Raw genomic sequence first — 18,781 nt, forward strand, 5'->3', positions numbered from 1 at the left:
CGCTCGCGAGCCATCAGCTCGGTCAGATCCAGCGGAAACCCGAAGGTGCCGTAGAGCAGGAAGGCGTCCTCCCCACCGACCGTCCCGGCCGCGCCATCGCGCGGGGCGATCTGGTCGAACCGCTCCATGCCGGCGTCGATCGTCTCCAGGAAGCGCTCCTCCTCCTTGCGGGTGTGCCGCAGGAGGTGGTCACGCCTGTCGCTGAGCTCCGGGTACGCGTCGCCCATGGTGTCCACCACGCGGTCCACGACGTGCACGAGCGTGGGTTCGCGCCGGCCCAGCATCCACGCGTGGCGCACGGCCCTGCGCAGCAACCGTCGCAGGACGTAACCGGGGCCTTCGTTGGACGGGAACACGCCATCCGCCAGCAGGAACGCCACGGCGCGGGCGTGGTCGGCAAGCACGCGGTAGCTCACGCCGTGCGGCGTGTCGTAGACGTATTCGACGCCGACGACCTCGCGCCCGGCGTCGATCAACGGCGTGAACAGGTCGGTCTCGTAGTTGGAATCGACTCCCTGCAGGACGGCGGCTATGCGCTCGAGCCCCGCGCCCGTGTCCACCGAGGGCGCCGGCAAGGGCACGAGCTCCCCGTCCGGCTGCCGATCGTACTGCATGAACACCAGGTTCCAGAGCTCGAGGAACTCGCCGCGGTCGCCGCGCTCCACGAACTCCTCGGCGGACAGCGAGCCGCTCCGCTCGCCGTCCGGACGGGCGTCGAAATGCAGCTCCGAGTTGGGGCCGCACGGCCCGGTGTCGGCCATCTGCCAGAAGTTGTGCTCGTCGCCCAGCCGGTACACGCGTTCGTGAGGGATGCCCGCGATCTCCGTCCACAGCGCGGCCGCCTCGTCGTCGGTGTGGTGCACCGTGGCCCAGAGACGGTCGGCAGAGATGCCGAAGTCCACGGTCAGCAGCTCCCAGGCGTAGTCGATGGCGTCGCGCTTGAAGTAGTCACCGAAGGAGAAGTTGCCCAGCATCTCGAAGAAGGTGTGGTGCCGGGCGGTGACGCCCACCTCCTCGAGGTCGTTGTGCTTTCCGCTGACCCTCAGGCACTTCTGAGACGTAGCCGCGCGCTTGAAGGGCAGGTCCACGAGCCCCAGAAACGCGTCCTTGAACTGCACCATGCCGGAGTTCGTGAAGAGCAAAGTGGGGTCATCGCGTGGGACCAGGCTGGAGCTGGGTCGCACGGCGTGACCCCGCTGTTCGAAGAACGCGAGGAAGCGACTGCGAATGTCGGACGCGGTCATGTCGGCTACGTCTGGACGTTACGGCTGGCACGGAACCTGGCAATATAGACCGGCCGGAGGGGGATGCGAAGGGGCCGCCGACGCCCTCTCGCGGGGGCAGCGACGGCCCGGCGCGGCCACGTAGCGCCGCGTGGGTGTTTCACCCGTGCAGCGTGGGGGGAGAGGGCGTCAGGCCGCGCCCGCGTCCACCTGCTCGGCGCTCTCCGCGCCCACCCGCGGCGGCAGGCTGAGGGCGTCGCGCACCTTGTCCTCGATCTCGTTGGCGATATCCGGGTTTTCGGCCAGGTATCCCTTGGCGTTCTCCCGCCCCTGCCCCAGCCGGACATCGCCGTAGGAGAACCAGGCTCCGGCCTTGTCCACGATCTCGGTGTCGACGCCAAGGTCGATCAGCAGCCCGTTATGGCTGATCCCCTCGTTGTACATGATGTCGAACTCGGCCTCTCGGAACGGCGGCGCCGTCTTGTTCTTCACGACCTTCACGCGGGTACGATTGCCGATCAGCTCCTGGCCGTCCTTGATCGCCCCGATCCTGCGGATGTCCAAGCGTACGCTGGAGTAGAACTTCAGAGCCCGGCCACCCGGCTGGGTTTCCGGGTTGCCATACATGACCCCGATCTTCTCGCGGATCTGGTTGGTAAACACCACCGCGGTACGGGAACGGTTGACGGCGCCGGTGAGCTTGCGCAGGGCCTGGCTCATGAGGCGCGCCTGGAGCCCGACGTGCGAGTCGCCCATCTCGCCCTCGATCTCCGCTCGGGGCACAAGCGCCGCGACCGAGTCGATCACCACCACATCCACCGCGCTGCTGCGGATGAGGACCTCGGCGATCTCGAGCGCTTGTTCTCCCGTGTCCGGCTGGCTGACGAGCAGATTCTCCACGTCCACGCCCAGCTTCTCGCCGTAGATGATGTCCAGCGCGTGTTCCGCGTCGATGAACGCGGCCACGCCGCCGGCGCGCTGCGCGTTCGCGATGACGTGCAGGCACAGGGTGGTCTTGCCGCTGGACTCCGGCCCGTAGATCTCGGAGATCCGGCCGCGCGGGATTCCGCCGATGCCGATCGCCGCGTCCAGGTTGAGTGCCCCGGTGGAGATCGACTCGATCTGCACGCGAGCCCCGCCCTCTCCCATGCGCATGATCGCCCCCTTGCCGTGCGCCCGCTCGATCTGCGAGATCGCGACGTTGAGGGCTTTCTTGCGTTCTTCGGTGACTTGCAGCGTCGTCATGATCGTGCCGTTCCCCCCTCGGAGTGTCGGGTGCACCCGGTTCGCCCGGTCAGGCCCCATTATGGGTGGCTGGCTGGGCGTCTACAAGGGCAGAACGGGACAGAGCCTCGTGAGCGGCTTTCGGGATTTGTACGGGAAGCCCGGATTGACGGGTCTTCGGGACGTTTTCGGGTCTCTCTATCGATCTTCGATTCGGAGCCCGGCGCTGGCGACGGCGGCGGCGAAGGCCCTGTCGAAGGCTTCCCGGGACAGCCCGAAGCGCGCGTAGAAGCGGCGCAGCGCGGCCGGATCGGCGGGCGTCTCTTCGCCCAGTAGCGCCGCCCGCACGACCTCTCCCAGGAGCCCCGCGGCGCTCTCCACGTACTCGGGGGCTCGCCGTACGCGGCCGTGCGCGGGCAACACCACGGCCGCGTCGAGGGCCCTCAGGAAACCGAGCGCCTGCGCCCAGCCGGCCACGTCGCTGTTCGCGTCGATCCACGGAAACGCGTCCTCCAGCAGGTCCCCGGCCGCCAGAATGCGCTCGTTCGACAGCCAGACCACGGCGTCTCCGACGGTGTGGGCGGGTCCCAGAGAGCGCACCTCCACCACCCTGTCGCCCAGGTCGATCCGCAGACGGTCCTGAAAGGTGAGCGTCGGCTCCAGGTAGTCCGTCTGCGCCAACTCGCGGGCCTGCGCGTCGCGCAAGTCGGCGCTACGGAGCAGCCGCGCCGCGGTCGCCTCGCTGAGTTCCTGTCCCTGCGGTCCGAGGCGCTCGCTCGCCCAGGTCCGGCGCCGATCCGCCGAGACAGGCAGCGTGTCGACGTCCGCCTGATACGCCGCCCGACCCAGCGTCGCCATGGCTTCGGCGGTGGCGCGGGTGGCGATTATGGCCACGTCCGGGTTGGCCTCGACGAACGCCGCGTTGCCCATTGTGTGGTCGGTGTGCCAGTGGGTGTTGACCAGGTGGGTCACGGGCAGGTCGGTCAGCCGGCCCAACTCGCGCAGAAAAGCGCGCGAGGCGGAGGGCGAGGCGTGCGCGTCGACCACCAGCACTCCGGCCTCGCCCACCACGACCAGCGAGTTCGCGAACACGTACATGGGCGGACCGGGCCTCACGGTCGCCGCGAACACGCCCTCGGCCAGCTCCGTGAAGTCGAAGACATCGGCCGGCTCCTGCGCCGCGGCCGGCGCGCTCAGGGCGAGCGCCAGCAGCAGAGCTCGCGCGCCGTCCGGCGCCCCGCCCCGGCTCACACCAGCACCTCCGCCAGCGCGGCGCCGGCCTGCCTGATGCCGTCGTCGTCGACGTCCAGGTGGGTGACGGCCCGCAGGCGGCGCCGCGAGAACCGGCTCATGCGCACGCCGCGCTCCTCGAGGGCGTCCTTCACGGCGTCCGCGTCCGGGCCGCTGTCGGGGAGATGGACCATCACGATGTTGGTTTCGGGGGTCACCACCCCGACGCCGTCGATGCCCGCGGCGGCGGCGGCCAGGTCGGCCGCCCGGCGGTGGTCGTCGGAGAGCCTGTCGAGGTGGTGGTCGAGCGCGTACAAGGCGGCCGCCGCGAGGACTCCGGATTGGCGCATGGCCCCGCCCAGACGGCGGCGGATGCGCCACGCCCGATCGCGCAGCTCCGCGGGCAGCGCGAGCACGGATCCGACCGGGCAGCCGAGTCCCTTGGAGAGCGTCACCATGACGGTGTCGGCGCAGTCGGCGAGTTCCGCGAGAGAGCGCCCGCCGGCCGCCGCGGCGTTCCATAGTCGCGCGCCGTCCAGGTGCACGCGCAGCCCGCGCGCCCGCGCCAGTTCCGCTATGCGACGTCCCCGCTCGAGCGGCAGGACCCTACCGCCGGCGCCGTTGTGGGTGTTCTCCAGACACACCACGGACGTGCGGATGGTGTACGGCCCCGGGTCGCGCATCGCCGCCTCCACTCGCTCCGGGACCGGGAGCCCGTCCTCGGGCCGGTGCGTCCTTATCTGGACCCCACCCCACATCGCGGTGGCGCCGTCCTCCCAGTTCACGACGTGCGCGTCGGCGTCCATCACGACCTCGGTGCCCGGGGCGGCCTGGCTCAGGATGGCAACGGTGTTCGCCATCACGCCGCTCGGCATGAACAGCGCTGCCTCCTTGCCAAGGAGCCCCGCAACGCGCTCCTCCAGCGCGGCCACGGTGGTGTCGTCGCCCAGCACGTCGTCGCCCACCACGGCCCCCGCCATCGCCGCGCGCATGCCGGGCGTCGGCCGCGTCACCGTGTCGCTACGCAGGTCGACGGTCATCCCGCGCTTTCGGTTCTGGTCCGGGGTCGGCCGGCCCCGGACAGCGGCCGCCCGCACGTCGCGCAGAACCTGTCCTCGGCGCGATTCACCGCGTAGCAACGGGCGCACACGGCGCCCTCCGCGAGCGCCCGCGCGGCGTGGTCTACCAGGCGGTCGAGCGCGCGCTCTTCGGCCGGACCCGGCGCGCGCGCGCGGCGCACCACCGGAAGCGCCACGAACGCCAGCACGAGGCCGGCCACGACCAGGCCCACTGCGAGTTCCATGTCGTTCAGTCGGTTGGAGAAGCGAGCGACGCCGCGCACCGGCTCAAGGCGAGCGACACGGCTTCGGGCCCCGTGACCACCGCGGGCAGCGGCAGCCCGGTGGTCAGCCCGGGCCGGACCAGCACGACCGGCTTGTCCATGGCGCGCGCCAGCGCCACCTCGGAGAGCGTGCCCCAGGCCCCGCCCACCGCCACGACGGCGTCGGCGAACGACACGACGAGCGCGTTGCGAGCCTCGCCCATGCCGGTCGCGAGGGGCACGGTTACCCACGGGTTGGCGGCCGCCGGATCGATCCCCGGAAGGACGCCGAGCGCCTGGCCGCCGGCATCGGTCGCGCCCCGGCAGGCCGCCGCCATCACCCCGCCCAGGCCTCCGCACACCAGGACCGCCCCGGCTTCGGCGATCGCCGCGCCCGCCGCCTCCGCCTCCCGCAGCTCGTCCGGATCGGGCGTCGAGGAGCCGCAAACCGCGACGCGGATCGGCCTGGACACTCGCTGGGGGCGCTTCTGCTCGTTCACGAGCGCGCCCAGGTGACGGCGGCGTTGACGGCGCGCCGCCAGCCGCTCCAGTAGAGTTCGCGGCGCTCCTCATCGAGCGAGCCCTCGAAGCGGTCGAAGGGTCCGCGGGCCGCCAGGAAGTCGTCGCCGTCCGCCCAGGCCCCCACGCCGATGCCCGCGAGCCCCGCGGCGCCGAGCGCGGTGGTCTCGATCTGGGGCGGCCTGAGCACCGGCCTGTCCAGCATCCCGGACAGGAAGTCCACGAACCAGTCGTTCGCCGTCGCGCCCCCGTCGACCGCGAGCGAGGGCGCCCTCTGGCCGGCGTCGGCCTCCATCGCCTCGACGACCTCGCGCGTTCCGTACGCCATCGCCTCCAGCGCCGCGCGGGCCAGGTGGGCGCGGCGCGACCCGCGCGTGAGACCCACCACCATGCCCCTGGCCTCCGCTTCCCAGTGGGGCGCGCCGAGCCCGACGAACGCGGGCACCAGATACACCCCGTCGTTGTCATCCAGGGAGCGCGCCAGCGCCTCGGTCTCGCCGGCGCTGGCGATCACCCCCAGCTCGTCTCGCAACCACTGGATGGCCGCGCCGGCGATGAAGATCGAGCCTTCCAGCGCGTAGGTCGCCTCGCCCCCGACGCCGCACGCGACCGTGCTGAGAAGCCCTCGTTGCGACGCCACCGCGTTGTCGCCGGTGTGCATGAGCAGGAAGGCGCCGGTGCCGTAGGTGCTCTTGGCGCTGCCGGGCCGCCAGCAACCCTGTCCGAAGAGCGCCGCCTGCTGATCGCCCGCGACCCCGGCGATGCGCGCCCCGGCCGCCGGAGCGTCGCCGGACACGACGCCGAACTCCCCGCTCGAGGGTCTCACGTCCGACAGGACAGCGCGGGGAACGCCGAACAGCTCCAAGAGCTCGTCGGACCATTCGCCGCGGTGGATGTCGTAGAGCAGCGTGCGCGAGGCGTTGGTGGGATCGGTCGCGTGGACTTCGCCCCCTGTCAGTTGCCAGATCAGCCACGTGTCGATGGTGCCCGCGGCCAGCTCTCCCGCTTCCGCCCGGCTCCGCAGGCCCGCGTCCCGATCCAGCATCCAGGCGAGCTTCGTCGCCGAAAAATACGGGTCGAGCACGAGCCCGGTTCTCTCTCTGACCCAGGGCTCGCGACCCTCCTCCTTCAGCTCGCGGCAGCGCTCCGCGGTGCGCCGGTCCTGCCAGACGATCGCGCGCGCCGCGGGCTCGCCCGAGGCCCGGTCCCACAGCACCACCGTCTCGCGCTGGTTGGTGATGCCCACGGCGTCCGGGGTGCCCACGCCGGCCCGCGCCAGGACCTCCTGGGCGACGCGGAAGGTGACGTCGCGGATCTCGGCGGCGTCGTGCTCCACCCAGCCGGGACGCGGGAAATGCTGCGAGAACTCCGCGTAGGCCTTGGCCACGATGTCGCCCCGCTCGCCGATGACGAGCGCGGTGCTGCCGGTGGTGCCCTGGTCCAGCGCGAGGATCCTGGTCATGCCTGTTCCGCCGTTCTCAACGACCCGGTACCACGTCCGCGGCGGGCCGCGGACTGCGGAAGTGGTACCGCCAACCTGCCTCCTCCAGCAACCGAATCGTGCGCACGATGGGCAGTCCCATTACCGCGAAGAAATCGCCGTCTATGGCCTCGACCAGGGTCGCGCCGTAGCCCTGGATGCCGTACGCGCCGGCCTTGTCCAACGGCTCCCCGGTGGCGGCATAGGCGAGCGCGGTCGCTTCGTCGAAGGCGCGGAACACCACGCGCGTGCTCTCTACGCCGCTCCTGACGCGGCCGGCGGGGTCCGCGACCGCCACGGCGGTGCGCACGACGTGGTCGCGGCCCTGGAGCCTCAGCAGCATGTCCACCGCGCCCCGCTCGTCCACCGGCTTGCCGAGCACCTGGCCGTCCAGCACCACGATGGTGTCTGCGGCCAGAACCACCGAGCCCGGCCGCCGGAGCGCCACCGCGCTCGCCTTCTCCCGCGCCGTGCGTTCTGCGTAGGCCGCTGGTGACTCGTCCGGCAGGCGCCGCTCATCGAGTTCCGCCGCCAGCACCTCGAACTCCACGCCCAGCATGGACAGGAGGCTGGCACGCCTGGGCGAGCCGGACGCCAGCACGAGCGAACCGTCGCTCACCCTGCGGGCTCTCTTTCGAGGCTCAGCGTCACCGGGCCGTCGTTCACCAGCTCCACGTCCATCATGGCGCCGAACCTACCCGCCTCCACCGCCGCCGGCGCGGACTCGCGCAGCGCGTCCAGAAACAGCTCGTACAGCGGGATCGCGAGCTCCGGCGGAGCGGCGTGTACGAAGCTCGGGCGACGCCCCTTGCGCGCGTCGCCGTAGAGCGTGAACTGGCTCACCACGAGCACGTCCCCGCCGATGTCTTCCAGGGACAGGTTCATTTTGCCCTCCGCGTCCGCGAACAGCCGCAGCCCCAGGATCTTGGCCGCCATCCAGCGGACTTCCTCCTCGCCGTCACCGGGCCTGAAGCCCACGAGCACGAGAAAGCCGCGCCCGGCGCGCCCGACGACCTCGCCGTCGACGCGCACCTCGGCGCGGCTCACCCGCTGCAGGACGACGCGCACGCTAACGCGCGCGCCGAGCCGTCGGGCCCGGTAGCGCCACCGCTACTCGACCGTCACGGACTTGGCCAGGTTGCGTGGCTGGTCAACGTTGCAGCCGCGCATCACGGCGATGTGGTAGGCCAGGAGCTGGAGCGGCACGGAGCACAGGATGGGCGTCAGCATGTCGATCGTGTCGGGGATCGGGATGATGTGATCGACCTTGTCCGCGAGCTCGGTGTCGCCCTCGGTGAGCACCGCGATCACGCGGCCGCCGCGCGCGCGCACCTCCTCGACGTTGCTGACGACCTTCCTGTAGACGGAGTCCTTGGGGGCGAGCACGACGACCGGCATGCGATCGTCGATGAGCGCGATGGGCCCGTGCTTCATCTCGGCCGCGGGGTAGCCCTCGGCGTGGATGTAGCTGATCTCCTTGAGCTTGAGCGCGCCCTCCAACGCCGCCGGGAAGTTGTAGCCCCGGCCCAGGTAGAGGACGTTGGCGGCGTCCTCGTACTGACGCGCCAGCTCGCGCAGGTCCTCGTCCAGACCGAGCACCGCCTCGACCTGCTCCGGCAGCCTCTCCAGCGCGGCTATGATCTCGCGTCCCTGCAGGATCGACAGGTTGCGCAGCCTGGCCAGATGGACGGTGAAGAGGGTTAGCGCCACCACCTGACTCGTGAACGCCTTGGTGGAGGCCACGCCGATCTCCGGCCCGGCGTGCAGGTAGATCCCGAAGTCCGTCTCGCGCGCGATCGTCGAGCCGACCACGTTGACGATGCCCATGGCCCGCGCGCCGCGCCGCTTCGCCTCCCGCATGGCAGCCAGCGTGTCGGCCGTCTCGCCCGACTGGCTGATGGCGATGACGAGGGTGTTTTCCTTGACGACCGGGTTCCGGTAGCGGAATTCCGAGGCGTACTCCACCTCCACCGGGATGCGCGCCAGGTCTTCCAGCATGTACTCGCCGATCAGCGCCGCATGCCAGGAGGTGCCGCACGCGGTGATGATGATGTTGTCGATTTCGAGCAGCTCTTCGTCGGACAGGGTCACGCCCCCCAGGCGGGACGTGCCCTCCTCCGTGAGCAGCCTGCCCCGCATCGTCTGACGCAGCGTCTCGGGCTGCTCGTTGATCTCCTTCAGCATGAAGTGCGGATGCCCGCCCTTCTCTATCGCGCCGAGATCCCAGGAGATGTGCTCGATCTCCTTGGTGATGGGGCCGCCGCGGATGTGCGAGATGTCGTAGCCGTCGGCGGTCACGACGGCCATCTCGCCGTCGTCGAGGTAGATCACGTTGCGCGTGTGCTCCAGGATGGCGGCGACGTCGCTGGCGACGAAGTTCTCGCCCTCTTCGCCGATTCCCAGTACCAGCGGGCTGCCGTTGCGCGCCACGACGATCGTGCCCGGGTGCAGGCTGCTCACGACGGCGATCCCGTACGTCCCCTCCACGTGGCCGAGCGCCGCCCGCACCGCCTCGGGCAGGTCGCCGTCGTAGGCTTCCTCGATGAGGTGGGCGACGGACTCGGTGTCCGTCTCGGTGGTGAAGGTGTGGCCCAGCGCCTCGAGCTTCTGGCGCAGCGTACCGGCGTTCTCGATGATGCCGTTGTGGACCACCGACACGTCTCCGTCGCACGCCGTGTGGGGATGCGCGTTGACCTGGGTGGGGGCGCCGTGGGTAGCCCAGCGGGTATGCCCGATCCCGCAGGATCCCGTCATCCGGTGGCCGTTGCCGAGCAAGGTCTCCAACTCGGAGATCTTGCCGGCAGCCTTGGCGGTGCTCAGGCCCTTGCCGTTGAGCACAGACACGCCCGCCGAGTCGTAGCCGCGGTATTCCAGGCGTCGCAGCCCCTCGACCAGCAAGGGGACAGCCTCGCGCTGCCCCACGTATCCCACTATGCCACACATATAGCTTCTCCGGATCCGTTCGCACCCGCGCCGCAATCGCGCGCGTGCCCTCCCCTTCCTACCCGCAAGAACCCGTCCCGCGCCGCTAGCGTACCGTTGCAGAAGTCCCGTAGGCATTCGGCTCGCGCTGCATCCCGCGCCTCGGTGCACGCGGGACTTCCGCGCCGGCACACTAGTCTTCCGCGCCCAGGGCCGCGCGCGCGGCCGCCACCAGCTCGCGGGCTTCGTCCTCGCCCCTGGCCTCGGCGATGATCCGCAGGATCGGCTCGGTGCCCGACGGCCGCAGGTGCAGCCAGCGGCCGCGCTCCGGCCAGGCGAGCCGCAGCCCGTCCTGCAGATCGCGCACGGGCGCGTCCAGCCTGGCGGCCAGCTCGTCGTAGGTCATTTCGAGCGCCCGCTCGCCGCGCGCGACCTTGTCCTTGACGATCGCATAGGCGGGCCAGCCACCCACGATCTCCGACAGCGGCGCGTCGGCTTCGAGCAACCCCTGTAGCGTCAGCGCCGCGGCGACCATCGCGTCGCGCGTGTAGTGGACGTCGGGCAGAATCACGCCGCCGTTGCCCTCGCCGCCGATGGGCGCACCGACGGCCTGCATGCGGCGCGCGACGTTGATCTCACCCACGGGGGCACGCAGGAGTTCCATCCCGGCCCCGGCCGCGACGTCTTCCAGCAAGGCGCTGGTGGACAGATTGGTGACGACGGGGCCCGGCCGGTGACGCAGCACGAGCGCCGCGCAGATGGCCAGCGTGTAGTCCTCGCCGATCGCCGTCCCGGATTCGTCCACGAGCGACAGGCGGTCGGCGTCCGGGTCGGTCGCCATGCCCAGGTCGGCGCCGGACGCGCGCACGCGCTCGCTCAACTCGCCCAGGTTCGCGGCGACCGGCTCCGGCTCCCGCGGAAAGCGGCCGTCGGGTTCCAGGTCGAGCCCGAGCACCTCGCAGCCCAGGCGCTCCAGCAGCGTCGGCAGAATCCGGCCACCCGCGCCGCGCACGCAGTCCAAGGCCACGCGGAACCCGCGCCTGCGCAGCGCCTCGACGTCCACGATCGGCAAAGCCAGCACCGCCTCCAGGTGCCGCTCGATGGCGCCGTCCTCGACGCGGTAGCCGCCGAGTCCGTCCCAGCCGGCCCGGACGAGCGCCTCGTCGTCCAGGTAGGCGCGCATGCGCTGCGTCTGCTCCGCGTCCAGGAACATGCCCTCCGCCGACGCCAGCTTGAGCGCGTTCCACTCGACCGCGTTGTGGCTCGCGGTGACGACGATGGCCCCGGCGGCGGCTTGCGACCGGATCGCGTACAGGGTCGTCGGCGTCGGGGCCACGCCGACGTCCACCACATCCGCCCCGACCGACATCAGGCCGGCGGCGGCGGCGCGCGCGAACATGGGTCCCGAGGTGCGCGAGTCCCGACCCAGAACCACCCGCGGGCGGGCTCCGGACTCGGAGCCGAGGTAGGCCCCGAACGCCGCCGCGAAGCGCGCCACTACCTCCGGCGTCAGCGACTCGCCTACGCGTCCGCGCACGCCGGATACGCTGACCATCAGCCCGCGCGGTATCTCGAAAGACAAGGCCTCTCCTGGACTCCGTGTTCGCGGCCACGCGCACGCGCGGCCACCTCGCGTCGCCCGCGCCGACGCGGGGCGCCGCTACTCTACGCGGGCGGAAGCTCGCGGGCGAGCAGGTCCACGATCGCGCGCGGGTTGTCCGCGTTCAACCAGTGCCCGCCCGCCACTTCGTGCAGCCGTACGCGACCCCAGCGCTCGCCCAGCTCCCGCACCCGTCGCGCGTCGGCCGCGGGCAGTACGTCCGACTCTGTCGCACGCACGACCTGAACCGGGGGCGCCGGCGGGGGCGCCTCCAGCACGGGCCACAGGTCCAGGCCGAAGAAGTCTTCGAGCAGCGCGCGCATCGTGCCCGGCTCGACGCGCCACGTCAGCCCGCTGGAGCCGCGCCCCAGGTTGGAGGACATCCACTGCGCGACCCCCGCCGCGAACCCCCACTCGACCAGAGCCTGCACCGCGTCCCGCCGGCTGGTGAAGGGCCCCCGCAGATCCTCCAGCGCCGCGAGCATCCGCCACGCCGATCCCTCCGGCGGGCGGGCGGCCGGCGTCGAATCGATCAGCCACGTCTGCACCAGCGCGGCGGGCACGCTCTCGGCGTACGCCAGCGCCACCTTGCCTCCGAAGGAGTGCCCGAGCACCGCGTGCGCGGCGACTTTCGCTGAGTCTGCTGCATCCCCCGGGCCGACGAGAGCCGCCAGGTCGGCCGCCGCCGCGCGTACCGTGTGAGGCGGGCCGAAGCCGGTGGAGCCGCCGTGGCCGCGCAGGTCCACCAGCACCGCGCCCCAGTCGGGTCTGCGGGCCACCAGGCCCCGGGCGATGGAGCCCCAGTTGCGGCCCGCGCCGAAGATCCCGTGCAGGAGGTAGAGCCACGCCGAGGGCCGAGCGCCGTCGGCGCGTATGCGCTCGTGCGATAGTGTTGGCGCGCTCACCCTAGCGCCCCCGTGAACCGCGCCGGGACGCATCGGATTTTCCGGGGCGACGCACTAGCTTGCTTGAGGCGACGTCGCCGCCCGGACGAGGAACGCCCCGCACCGGCGCGCCGACCCATCCGACTGGATCGAGAACGAGATGGAGCACGAGCACCTGTCGATAGAGACGCTGGCGGTCCACGGCGGCCAGTCGCCGGACCCCGTCACCGGTTCGGTGATGCAGCCGGTATACCAGACCTCAACCTACGCCCAGGACGCCATCGGCCAACCCCGCGCCGGCTACGAGTACGCGCGCGTCCAGAACCCGACGCGTGAGGCGCTCGAACGCAACATCGCCGCGCTCGAAGGCGCTACCCACGGCGCCGCGTTCGCGAGCGGGCTCGCCGCCATCGAGGCCATCGTCAAGCGGCTCTCCGCGGGCGACCACGTGGTCAGCGAGGAGAACGTCTACGGCGGCACCATGCGCATGTTCCAGCAGGTGCTGGGCCGGCTCGGACTCGAGTTCACGTTCGTCGACACCCGCGACCTGGATGCCGTCCGCGCGGCGGTGCGCGACGAAACCCGGCTGATCCTCATCGAGACGCCCACGAACCCCATGATGCGCGTGGCGGATATCCGCGCGATCGCCGAGATCGCGCGCGGGGCGGACGTCCCGCTGTGCGTCGACAACACCTTCGCCACGCCGATCAACCAGCGGCCGCTGGAGCTCGGCGCGCAGCTCGTCGTGCATTCCGCGACCAAGTACCTGAACGGCCACTCGGACGTGATCGGCGGGGTGGTGGCGACGAGCGACGCGGGCTGGGCCGAGCACCTCTACTTCATGCAGAAGGCGACCGGGGGCATCCTGGGGCCCTGGGACTCCTGGCTGGTGCTGCGGGGCGCCAAGACGCTGCACCTGCGCATGGACGCCCACAACCGCAACGGCATGGCGGTGGCTCGCTACCTGGCCGAGCGCGACGATCTGCTCGGCGTGTTCTACCCGGGCCTGCCCGACGACCCCTCGCACGCGGTGGCGTGCTCCCAGATGTGCGGGTTCACCGGGATGGTCAGCTTCGAGGTGGAGGACTTCGACCGGGCCCAACGGATCGCTACGTCCATGAGGGTGTTCACGCTGGCCGAGAGCCTCGGCGGCGTGGAGAGTCTCGTGAACCACCCCGCGATCATGACGCACGCCTCGGTGCCCGGGGCGGACAGGGAACGCATGGGGGTAACCGACGGCCTGCTGCGGCTGTCCGTCGGAATCGAGGCGATCGACGACCTGATCGCGGACCTGGAGCGGGCGCTGGCGTCGTGACCGCGCCTCCCGGCGCGCGCGGCCGGCCGGCCGCGTCTCTCGCCGCCTCGGCGGTGCTCATCGCGTACGGCGCGGCGGCGTGCGGCGACGACCCCGTGGGCCAGCCGGGCCCGCCGTCCGGCGAGCCCGCGGTTGCGCTCGCGGTGTCCCCCGCCCCCAACGCGCTCTCCGCTCCGCTCCAGCCCGTGTTGTCCATCACCTTCGACCGGGCGCTGGACCCGGCGTCGGTTAGCGCGGCGGACGTCTACGTCTTCGGCCGCTGGACCGGCCCGCAGACCCCCGCAATCGGCTTCGCCGACGGCGACACCCGCCTGACGCTGACGCTGCCGCAGCCGTTCGGAGCCGGCGAGCACGTGTCCGTGGCGCTGAGCAGGGACATCAGCGACGCAGCGGGGCGGGTCCTCCCGCGCGGCTTCTCGTGGAGCTTCTGGACCGCGGCGGGCCCGGGCACCCTGGACATGACCGCGGCGGCTCCTATCGCGCTCCGCCGCGAGGGCGAGGGGCGGATCCAGTCCTACGGCGCGTACGCAGGCGACCTGAACGCGGACGGCTATTCGGACCTGCTGATCCCCAACGAGGTCTCCAACGACCTGCGCGTGCTGCTGAACGACGGCTCAGGGGGCTACGGCGAAGCCGTCGTGGTGCCGCTGACCGGTGCCAATCGCCCCAGCACCAACGAGGGCGCCGACTTCGACCGCGACGGCGCGGTGGACCTGGCGGTGGGCAGCGCCGCCAACCGCAACGTCTCCGTGCTGTTCGGCGGCGGCGACGGCTCCCTCGCCGCGGGCCCGTCCTTGCAGGCCGACGTGAGCGTACGCGGCCTCTGCATCGCCGACGTCGACGGCGACGCGGACCCCGACATAATCACCGCCAACCGCGACGCCACCGGCGGCGGCAACGTCACCGTCTTCCGCAACTCGGGCGCGCGCTCGTTCGCCGAGCCCGCGGTGATCGAGGCGGGCATGGACGGCGAGCGCGCGTGCGCGCCCGGCGACCTGAACGAGGACGGCGTCACGGACCTGTTCGTGGCGTCGCAGGCCGGCGAGCGGGTCGCCGTCCTCTTCGGCGACGGCGACGGCGGCTTCGAGGTGGGTCCGCCGATCCCCGTGGGCGGCGGCTCGTGGATGCTCGCGTCGGGAGACGTGGACGGCGACGGCCACGTGGACGCTGTGTCCGCCAACCTGCCCGGCAGCTTCTCGCTCATCCTGGGAGACGGCGCGGGCGGCATCCGCCTCGCCGGTTCTTGGGACGTGGGGCAGACCCCGGTCGCGATCGACCTGGGCGACCTGGACGGCGACGGCGACCTGGACGTGGTGACCAGCGACTTCCAGGGTAACGCGTGGACCATCTGGGAAAACCTCGGAGGTGGAAGCTTCGGCAACCGCCGCACGCTGCCCGCGAGCGGCGCCGGCTCCTGCGCCATCCTGCACGACCGGGACGGTGACGGGGACCTGGACATATCCGGCGTGGACGAGGTGGACGACCTGGTCTTCCTCTTCCGCAACGAGTGAGCGCCACGTGACCCGCGACCACGATCGCCTACCTTGTCCTCACGGGACGGCTCGCTGAAACGGGCAGCGGCAGGACCACGTACGACGCCCTGGAAGACGAGGGCGTAATCGAACCGAATCAGGAACAGACATGACCGAGGGCCAGGAACCGATCAAGACCGTCCGCACCCTGACTGATATAGATCCGCGCACGTGGGAGCACCCCGCGGACAAGGCGGCGCTGGCCGCGCTGCGCCGCATCCCGGTTTTCGACGAAGTGCTGCGCAAGGTCTTCGGGCTGTTCGGCGAGAAGCCCATCCGACTGTCGTTCCAGGCCAACGCGGTGCGCGTGGGCCCGCGCCAGTTCCCGGACGTCTACAAGCGCTACAAGCGCGTGCTGCGCACCCTCGACTCGCCCGAGGACTACCCGCTCTTCGTCTCCCAAACGCCCATCGTGAACGCCGGCGCGTACGGGATGAACCACCCCTTCATCATCCTGAACTCGGGCTCCATCCGCCTTTTCGACGACCGCGAGCAGATCTACCTCATCGGCCACGAGCTGGGCCACATCATGAGCGGGCACGTCCTGTACAAGACGATGACCGTGCTGCTCATGCAGCTCGCGCAGATGGGCTTCCCGGTCGTGGGCATCGCCGCGCGCGTCGTGCTCATGGCGCTGCTCGAGTGGAGCCGGAAGGCGGAGTTCTCCTGCGACCGCGCCGGGATCCTCGCGGTCCAGGAGCCGGAAGCCGCGCTGACGGGGTTCATGAAGCTCGCGGGCGGCGGCGACATGGAGGAGACCGACCTGAACGAGTTCCTGATCCAGGCCGACGAGTACCGCGAGAGCGGGGACATCGCCGACGCCGTCTTCAAGGTCCTCAACCTGCTGGGCGAGACGCACCCGTTCGCAGTGCTGCGCGCGGCCGAGGCGCGCGACTGGATCGAGAAGGGCGAGTACGACCGGATCCTGCGCGGCGAGTACCTCCGCCGCACCGACGAAAAGACGCCCTACAAGGAAGACCTCGCCGAGGCCGGGCGCGCCTACAAGGAAGACGCCAAGGGCCTCTGGGATCAGTTCGAGGACGCCGCCAAGAAGATCCGCCAGGACTTCATGGCGGGGCTGCGCCACCGCTAGAACCGGGCGGGCTCGACGCCCCCGGCCGGCGGCCGCTCCAGGCGCCCCTGGTGGCGAACCTACACGCGCCGCGTAGACTTACGGCCAGGCTACCCCCACCTGGAGGCCGTGCATGTCGGCGAGACGCCGCGAGGTAACCGCCTGGGCGCTGTACGACTTCGGCAACTCCGCGTTCACGACGATCATCGTGACGTTCATTTTCTCGTTTTACTACGCGAACGTCGTGGTGGGCGACGACATCGTCGGACCCATTCTATGGACCCGGGCGATTAATATCTCGGCTATCGTCGTGGCCCTGGTCACCCCTGTGCTAGGCGCCGTCGCGGACCTCGCGGGCAAGAAGAAGCTGTTCCTGGCGATCGTGTCGGTGCAGTGCATCCTGTTCACGATCCTGCTGTTCTGGGCCGGTCCCGGTGACGCCCTGCAGGCGGCTATCTTCTTCGTCATCGCCAACGTCGGCTTCGAGGCCGCGCAGGTCTTCTACAATTCGCTGTTGCTGGACATCACCGACCGGGACACCCTCGGCCGCGTGTCGGGTTTCGGCTGGGGACTCGGCTACATTGGTGGGTTGCTCGCGTTGGCACTGGCGCTCGGCATGGTCCGGACATGGTTGCCCGAAACCGACTCGCTAAACGTGCGCTCCGTCGCGCTTCTGGTGGCGGCGTGGTTCGCGGTGTTCGCTATCCCGATCTTCCTCTGGGTACGAGAGGGACCGCCGCAAGTCACCGTCGCCTCCAAGGCAGACTACGTACGCATGGGCTTCAGCCGGGTCGCGGGTACGTTCCAACACCTGCGCACCTACCGCGAGGCCGGCAAGCTCCTCATCGCGCGCCTGATCTACAATGACGGGCTGACGACGGTCTTCGCGATGGCCTCGATCTACGCGGGGGCCGCGCTCGGCATGCCGCTCGAGGAGTTCCTGGTCCTGGGGATCGTGATCAACCTGGCGGCGGGCCTCGGCGCGTACGGCTTCGGCTTCGTCGATGACAGGATCGGAGGCAAGAAGACGATCACCATTTCGCTCCTGGTGCTGACCGGATCGGTCGCGCTGGCGGCGCTTTCCACATCGGTCGCGATGTTCTGGGTCGCGGGCGTCGCATTCGGTATCGTCGCGGGCCCCAACCAGTCGGCCAGCCGCTCGCTACTGTCGCGCATGGTCCCCGAAGGGAAGCAGGGAGAATTCTTCGGCTTCTACGCCTTCAGCGGCAAGCTGTCGTCGGTCCTCGGCCCGCTCACATACGGCCTGGTGCTCGGCTGGACCGGCAGCCACCGCGCCGCGGTCGCGTCGGTGATCGTGTTCTTCGTCGTAGGGCTCTTCCTCCTGATGTTCGTCGACGAGAAGGAGGGCCTGGAGGCGGCGCTGCGGCTGGAGGTGGAGGAGGAGGGGGCGACGGCCGGGTAGGCGCGGGTGGTCCGGAGCGCGGCTTTCCATGGCCCGCGGAGGCCCCGGTTTGCCGACCTTCCTTCGCACCCGTACAATTCCCGAAGGTACGCCGCGCCGGGCGAGCAGCCCGGCGCGGCGACACACGCACGCGAACGGTAGCCGCCGGCCCCGTGAAGATCCTCATCGTCGGAAGCGGAGGACGCGAGCACGCGCTCCTCTGGAAGCTGCGCCGGGACGCGCCGGACGCCGAGTTCTGGATCACGCGCGGCAACGCCGGCACGGCGGGCCTGACGGAGGCGCTGCCCCTGGATCCCGGCGACGTGGACGGCGTCGCCGGCTGGGCCGCCGAGGGGGCCATGGACCTGGTGGTCGTGGGGCCCGAGGCGCCGCTGGCGGCAGGGCTCGCGGACGCGCTGTCCGCGCGCGGCGTCGCCGCCTTCGGGCCCAGCGCCGCCGCGGCCCGCATCGAATCCAGCAAGGCGTACGCGAAGGACCTGCTGGCGCGCGCCGGCGTGCCGAGCGCGAGCCACGTCACGGTGCGCACGCTCGAAGACGCGCTGGCGCATATCCGCTCGCGCGGCGCGCCCATCGTCGTCAAGGCCTCGGGGCTCGCCGCCGGCAAGGGCGCGCTCGTGTGCGCCACGGAGGCGGAGGCCGAAGACGCGGCCCGCTCCATGCTCGCCGACCACGCCTTCGGCGAGGCGGGCGCGGAGGTCGTGCTGGAGGACTTCATGGACGGCGAGGAGCTGTCCGTGTTCGCGCTGGCGGACGGCGAGCGCTCGCTCGCGATGCTGCCCGCCCAGGACCACAAGCGCATCGGCGAAAGGGACACCGGGCCCAACACCGGCGGCATGGGCGCCTACGCGCCTGTCTCCCTGGGCACCGACGAGCTGCTCCGGCGCGTCGACGACGAGATCCTCGCGCCCACGCTGGCCGCCCTCGCGGCGGACGGCGCGCCCTTCCGGGGCCTGCTCTACGCGGGCCTCATGCTGACCAGCGAGGGGCCCAAGGTGGTGGAGTTCAACTGCCGCTTCGGCGACCCGGAGACCCAGGT

General features: G+C 71.0%; 17 protein-coding genes. 5 read left to right on the forward strand and 12 right to left on the reverse strand.

Annotated features, from left to right (window positions below):
* The 12 genes from alaS to ABFS34_11730 all read right to left on the reverse strand — a co-directional run.
* Positions 1 to 1,244, reverse strand: a 1,244-nt coding sequence (alaS, locus tag ABFS34_11675) for an alanine--tRNA ligase (protein ID MEN8376099.1), incomplete at its 3' end; no start/stop codon positions are given.
* A gap of 168 nt (positions 1,245 to 1,412) precedes the next feature.
* The gene (gene recA, locus ABFS34_11680; GenBank protein ID MEN8376100.1) at positions 1,413 to 2,468 is read right to left on the reverse strand and encodes a recombinase RecA; all 1,056 of its coding nucleotides are present in this window, start codon (positions 2,466 to 2,468) and stop codon (positions 1,413 to 1,415) included.
* A gap of 177 nt (positions 2,469 to 2,645) precedes the next feature.
* Positions 2,646 to 3,698 carry an MBL fold metallo-hydrolase gene (locus tag ABFS34_11685; GenBank protein MEN8376101.1) on the reverse strand — a complete coding sequence of 351 codons (1,053 nt, stop codon included), beginning with the start codon at positions 3,696 to 3,698 and terminating at the stop codon, positions 2,646 to 2,648.
* On the reverse strand, positions 3,695 to 4,717 hold the full coding sequence (locus tag ABFS34_11690) for a GntG family PLP-dependent aldolase (GenBank protein MEN8376102.1): 1,023 nt from the start codon (positions 4,715 to 4,717) through the stop codon (positions 3,695 to 3,697). Before ABFS34_11690 ends, ABFS34_11685 begins: the two co-directional genes overlap by 4 nt.
* Complete coding sequence (locus ABFS34_11695) at positions 4,714 to 4,980, reverse strand: hypothetical protein (protein MEN8376103.1); 267 nt, start codon at positions 4,978 to 4,980, stop codon at positions 4,714 to 4,716. Before ABFS34_11695 ends, ABFS34_11690 begins: the two co-directional genes overlap by 4 nt.
* A gap of 5 nt (positions 4,981 to 4,985) precedes the next feature.
* Positions 4,986 to 5,498 carry a TIGR00725 family protein gene (locus ABFS34_11700; protein ID MEN8376104.1) on the reverse strand — a complete coding sequence of 171 codons (513 nt, stop codon included), beginning with the start codon at positions 5,496 to 5,498 and terminating at the stop codon, positions 4,986 to 4,988.
* Entirely contained in the window at positions 5,495 to 6,979 is a 1,485-nt protein-coding gene (glpK, locus tag ABFS34_11705; GenBank protein MEN8376105.1) for a glycerol kinase GlpK, read from the reverse strand. Before glpK ends, ABFS34_11700 begins: the two co-directional genes overlap by 4 nt.
* Positions 6,980 to 6,995: 16 nt before the next feature.
* On the reverse strand, positions 6,996 to 7,616 hold the full coding sequence (locus ABFS34_11710) for a nucleoside triphosphate pyrophosphatase (protein MEN8376106.1): 621 nt from the start codon (positions 7,614 to 7,616) through the stop codon (positions 6,996 to 6,998).
* Complete coding sequence (gene dtd / locus ABFS34_11715; GenBank protein MEN8376107.1) at positions 7,613 to 8,065, reverse strand: D-aminoacyl-tRNA deacylase; 453 nt, start codon at positions 8,063 to 8,065, stop codon at positions 7,613 to 7,615. Before dtd ends, ABFS34_11710 begins: the two co-directional genes overlap by 4 nt.
* Before the next feature lie 42 nt (positions 8,066 to 8,107).
* Positions 8,108 to 9,940 (reverse strand): glutamine--fructose-6-phosphate transaminase (isomerizing), encoded by a 1,833-nt coding sequence (gene glmS / locus ABFS34_11720; protein ID MEN8376108.1) that lies wholly within the window; start codon positions 9,938 to 9,940, stop codon positions 8,108 to 8,110.
* 172 nt (positions 9,941 to 10,112) lie between these two features.
* A complete protein-coding gene (gene glmM, locus ABFS34_11725; GenBank protein ID MEN8376109.1) occupies positions 10,113 to 11,501 on the reverse strand; it encodes a phosphoglucosamine mutase in 1,389 nt (462 codons plus the stop codon).
* An 83-nt stretch (positions 11,502 to 11,584) separates the two neighbouring features.
* Positions 11,585 to 12,424 (reverse strand): alpha/beta hydrolase, encoded by an 840-nt coding sequence (locus ABFS34_11730; GenBank protein ID MEN8376110.1) that lies wholly within the window; start codon positions 12,422 to 12,424, stop codon positions 11,585 to 11,587.
* Positions 12,425 to 12,563: 139 nt separating this feature from the next.
* On the opposite strand from ABFS34_11730, the gene ABFS34_11735 reads away from it, so the two are divergent.
* The 5 genes from ABFS34_11735 to purD all read left to right on the forward strand — a co-directional run.
* Positions 12,564 to 13,718, forward strand: coding sequence for a PLP-dependent aspartate aminotransferase family protein (locus ABFS34_11735; protein MEN8376111.1), 1,155 nt, complete (start codon positions 12,564 to 12,566; stop codon positions 13,716 to 13,718).
* Complete coding sequence (locus tag ABFS34_11740; GenBank protein ID MEN8376112.1) at positions 13,715 to 15,229, forward strand: FG-GAP-like repeat-containing protein; 1,515 nt, start codon at positions 13,715 to 13,717, stop codon at positions 15,227 to 15,229. The genes ABFS34_11735 and ABFS34_11740 overlap by 4 nt, the downstream gene beginning before the upstream one ends.
* Before the next feature lie 130 nt (positions 15,230 to 15,359).
* Positions 15,360 to 16,343, forward strand: coding sequence for a M48 family metallopeptidase (locus ABFS34_11745; protein ID MEN8376113.1), 984 nt, complete (start codon positions 15,360 to 15,362; stop codon positions 16,341 to 16,343).
* A 112-nt stretch (positions 16,344 to 16,455) separates the two neighbouring features.
* The gene (locus ABFS34_11750; protein MEN8376114.1) at positions 16,456 to 17,745 is read left to right on the forward strand and encodes an MFS transporter; all 1,290 of its coding nucleotides are present in this window, start codon (positions 16,456 to 16,458) and stop codon (positions 17,743 to 17,745) included.
* Positions 17,746 to 17,897: 152 nt separating this feature from the next.
* The coding region (gene purD, locus ABFS34_11755) for a phosphoribosylamine--glycine ligase (GenBank protein ID MEN8376115.1) at positions 17,898 to 18,781 on the forward strand (884 nt) is incomplete at its 3' end.

The organism is Gemmatimonadota bacterium (assembly GCA_039715185.1).
GTDB lineage: Bacteria > Gemmatimonadota > Gemmatimonadetes > Longimicrobiales > RSA9 > DATHRK01.

Excerpts from the sequence above, each read along its gene's own strand:
- recA (MEN8376100.1), bottom strand. The coding sequence starts at position 2,468 with ATGACGACGCTGCAAGTCACCGAAGAACGCAAGAAAGCCCTCAACGTC.
- ABFS34_11690 (MEN8376102.1), bottom strand. The coding sequence starts at position 4,717 with ATGACCGTCGACCTGCGTAGCGACACGGTGACGCGGCCGACGCCCGGC.
- ABFS34_11695 (MEN8376103.1), bottom strand. The coding sequence starts at position 4,980 with ATGGAACTCGCAGTGGGCCTGGTCGTGGCCGGCCTCGTGCTGGCGTTC.
- glpK (MEN8376105.1), bottom strand. The coding sequence starts at position 6,979 with ATGACCAGGATCCTCGCGCTGGACCAGGGCACCACCGGCAGCACCGCG.
- glmS (MEN8376108.1), bottom strand. The coding sequence starts at position 9,940 with ATGTGTGGCATAGTGGGATACGTGGGGCAGCGCGAGGCTGTCCCCTTG.
- ABFS34_11735 (MEN8376111.1), top strand. The coding sequence starts at position 12,564 with ATGGAGCACGAGCACCTGTCGATAGAGACGCTGGCGGTCCACGGCGGC.
- ABFS34_11745 (MEN8376113.1), top strand. The coding sequence starts at position 15,360 with ATGACCGAGGGCCAGGAACCGATCAAGACCGTCCGCACCCTGACTGAT.
- ABFS34_11750 (MEN8376114.1), top strand. The coding sequence starts at position 16,456 with ATGTCGGCGAGACGCCGCGAGGTAACCGCCTGGGCGCTGTACGACTTC.